This window comes from Streptomyces glaucescens (assembly GCF_002154375.1).
GTDB lineage: Bacteria > Actinomycetota > Actinomycetes > Streptomycetales > Streptomycetaceae > Streptomyces > Streptomyces glaucescens.
The window spans coordinates 1-3,463 of sequence record NZ_MUND01000715.1 but is presented as its reverse complement, the minus strand read 5'-3'; the positions used below and the strand labels follow the sequence as shown (position 1 = coordinate 3,463).

The following is a 3,463-nucleotide window of genomic DNA, read 5'->3' as shown; positions in this document are numbered from 1 at the left end:
CCCCTGCCCTTCGTCTCCACCCCCGCCCCCACCGGTACCGGCCTCGGTTCCGGGACGGCCACGCCGGGAGGTGAACTCCGTTGATCACCCTCGCCGTACGGCTGAAGAACCTCGCCTTCCTCCTCATCGCCGTCCTCGCCCTCTCCTACCTCGGGATCCGCTACGCCGACCTCGGCCGGTACGCCGGCGTCGCCGACCACTACACGGTCGACGTGCGACTGCCGCACACCGGTGGCCTGTTCACCCACTCCGACGTCACCTACCGGGGCGTCTCCGTGGGCCGGGTCGGCCCGATCGGCCTCACCTCGGACGGCGTCGTCGCCGAACTGCGCATCAAGAGATCCGCCCCGCGCATCCCCGCCGACACCCGTGCCGTGGTCGCCGGCCTCTCCGCCGTCGGCGAGCAGTACATCGACCTGCGCCCGCAGAGCGACGACGGCCCCTATCTCGCCGACGGCGCCCGGATCGAACAGTCCGACACCCAGGTGCCCGCACCCGTCACCGACGTCCTCGCCAGCATCGACGACCTGACCCGCTCCGTACCGCTGGAGGACCTGCGCACGGTCGTGGACGAGTTCGGCAAGACCTTCGAAGGGCACGGCGACGATCTCGAGGCGCTGCTCGACAGCGGCGGCGCCTTCGTGGACGCCGCCGACCGCGCCCTGCCCGCCACCACCCGCCTCCTCACCGACGGCGAGACCGTGCTGCGCACCCAGGCGGAGGAGACCCGGGCCATCCGGGACTTCGCCGTCGGAGCGAAGGAACTGGCCCGCACCCTCAAGGGCTCCGACGCCGACCTGCGCCGTCTCCTGGCCGCCGCGCCCGAGGCCGCCACCCAGGTCAGCGCAGTCCTGCGGGACCTCGACCCGAGCCTCGGCGTCGTCCTCGCCAACCTGCTCACCACCTCCGAGATCGCCGTCACCCGGCAGCGCGGCCTGGAGGAACTGCTCGTGAAGTATCCGGCGGCCGTCTCCGCCGGAGCCACCGCCGTCGACGGAGGGAAGCTGAACCTCGGCATGGCCGTCACCTTCTTCCAGCCCCTGCCCTGCACCGCCGGATACGGTGCCACCCGCTACCGCAACGGACTCGACCTCGGGACCGCGCCCGCCCTCAACACCGACGCGGCCTGCGCCGCCTCCGCCGCGGACGGCTTCAACGTACGCGGCTCGGCGCACGCCCCCAGGGGCGGCCCGGTGCCCGACCCGGCGAGGCCCGGGTCCTTGCCCTCCGGCGGCGCGGACGGCGGCCGGGCGGCGCCGCCGGGCAGCGCCTCCGCCCCGCTGCCAGGCGCCCTCGCCCTGCCCGGCCAGGGCGGGGCGGCGCCGAAGGACATGGCGGACCTCCTCCTCCCCGGCACCGGGAACACGCGATGAGGGGGGCCAGGCTGCTGGCGGGAACGGGGCTCGCACTGGCGGTCGGCTTCTGCGGGGCCGGCGCGTGGACGTACGCCGAGGCCCGCACCGACGACGCGCTCGCCTACGGCCGGCAGCGCGACCAGGCGCTCACCGACGGCCGGGAGGGCGTCGCCGTCCTCACCACGCTGGACGCCTCCACCCGGCAGCGGGCCGAGGCGGGCATCCGGGCCTGGCGCGCCGCCTCCACCGGGCCGCTGCGCGACGCGCTGGGCCGCACGCCGCCGAAGGCGGGCGCCTCGGCGCGCGGCACGGTCACCGAGGCCGCCGTCACCGCGCTCGACACCCGCGCCGGCACGGCCAAGCTCATCGCCACCGTCAGCGTCGAGGTCACCCCGGCCGGGACCGAACGGCCGGCCATCGACCGCAAACGCCTGGAGGCCGTCCTGACCCGCACGGACGCGGGGGAGTGGAAGGTGCGGGCGCTGAACGCGGTACCGCTCGCCGGGCACGGGGAGGACGACCGATGACACGCACGCGCCCGATGCGCGCTTCGAGGCCGCCACTCACCCCGCCCGGAACCGACGGTTCCACCGGCGGTGAGCCCGAGGACGATGCGCCCGCGACGGAACCGGCGCCGCCGGAATCCGGGCTGTCCGAGGACGAGCCGGCCCCCTCCGGGGCGGAGTCCGCCCCGCCCCGGGGCGAGCCCGCCGGGCCGGAGGCGGGCCCGGAGTCCGGCCGGCCACCGGGCGGCCGATGGCGGCGGGCCGTGTCGGCGGGGATCGCCGCGGTGCTCGTCGCCGGCGGGTGCGGCTTCTTCCACGAAGCCCACCAGCTGAGGTCGGCGGAGGCCGCCCGCAACCGTGCGCTCACGGACACCGAGGCCACCGCACGTGTCGCCGGGGAGATCGACAACGCCCTCGCCCGCGTCTTCTCCTACACACCGGACGGCACCGCGACCGCCGAGCGCTCCGCACGCGCCGTGCTCGACGGCCGCGCCGCCCGCCAGTACCGGGACCTGTTCGCCCGGGTCCGCGACGACCTCGCCGACCAGCGGGTCACCCTGAGCACCGAGGCCGTACGCACCGGGGTGATCGAACTCGACGGGGAGCGTGCGCGTCTGCTGGTGTTCCTCGACCAGACCTCCCGCCGTGGCGACGGCGAGGCCACCGCCGCCGCCCAGCTCACCGTCACCGCACGGCTGGTGAACGACCGCTGGCGGATCGTCGACCTCAAGGCCCGCTGACCGTGCCCGAAAGACGGGAGAACCTCATGCGACGCGTCCTGCGTGCGCTCGCCGGAAACCGCCCCCGGCCACTGACGGCCCTGGCCCTCGCCCTCACCCTCGTCGCGGGAGGCTTCGCGGCGTGGGCCGGCCAGGACTGGTACGCGGCGGCCCACGACGACCGGTCCGCGTACGCCGCGCAGCGGGACGAGGCGCTCGCCGCCGGCGAGCAGGCCGTACAGAACCTCAACACGCTCGACCACCGGGACCTGGACCGGGGCCTCGACCTGTGGGAGTCGTCCACCACCGGCGAGCTGCACGAGCAACTGGTGTCGGGGCGGGAGGAGTTCGCCGAGCAGGTGAAGGAGGCGAAGACGGTCACCACGGCCCGGGTGCTGTCGGGCGCCGTCACCGAACTCGACGACCGCGCCGGGCGGGCCCGGGTGCTGGTCGCCCTGCGCGTCACCGTCAAGGCCTCCGACGGGGCGAAGACCGAGAAGGACAGCCGCATGCTCGGCGAACTCACCCGCACCAAGGGCCGGTGGCGGCTCAGTGCCCTGGGACAGGCCCCCATGGGCGGCGCATCGGCCCGCTGACCGCTTCCGTCCGCGCAAGCCGCCCGCACCGAGAGGACCGCACGATGCCGACGACCCGCCACCACATCAACCGCGAGCGGCGCCGCCAGGCGCGCGACACCCGGCCCGCCGCCTCCCAGGAGCAGCCGGGGAAGCCGGAGCGGACGGCGGACCGCACCCGCACCCGCGTCACGGCCCCACGGCCCCCGTCCGCGCGTACGGCCGTACGCGGTGCCGGTGGCGGCCGGGGACCGGAAGGCGAGCGACACCGCGGCCGCCACCGGCACCGCGACGGCCGTACGCGCGGA

The 3,463-nt window shown here is 75.8% G+C and carries 4 protein-coding genes and 1 pseudogene; all 5 read left to right on the top strand.

What is annotated here, in order from left to right; genetic code table 11:
* The first annotated feature begins 80 nt into the window (after positions 1–80).
* Positions 81–1,373 (top strand): MCE family protein, encoded by a 1,293-nt coding sequence (locus CCN42_RS35795; RefSeq protein ID WP_086741523.1) that lies wholly within the window; start codon positions 81–83, stop codon positions 1,371–1,373.
* Positions 1,370–1,882, top strand: coding sequence for a hypothetical protein (locus tag CCN42_RS35790; RefSeq protein WP_086741522.1), 513 nt, complete (start codon positions 1,370–1,372; stop codon positions 1,880–1,882). Before CCN42_RS35795 ends, CCN42_RS35790 begins: the two co-directional genes overlap by 4 nt.
* A complete protein-coding gene (locus tag CCN42_RS35785) occupies positions 1,879–2,601 on the top strand; it encodes a nuclear transport factor 2 family protein (protein WP_245877619.1) in 723 nt (240 codons plus the stop codon). Before CCN42_RS35790 ends, CCN42_RS35785 begins: the two co-directional genes overlap by 4 nt.
* 26 nt (positions 2,602–2,627) lie before the next feature.
* Complete coding sequence (locus CCN42_RS35780; protein WP_086741521.1) at positions 2,628–3,176, top strand: nuclear transport factor 2 family protein; 549 nt, start codon at positions 2,628–2,630, stop codon at positions 3,174–3,176.
* A 44-nt stretch (positions 3,177–3,220) separates the two neighbouring features.
* Positions 3,221–3,463, top strand: a pseudogene (locus tag CCN42_RS35775) (hypothetical protein); the annotation flags it as partial.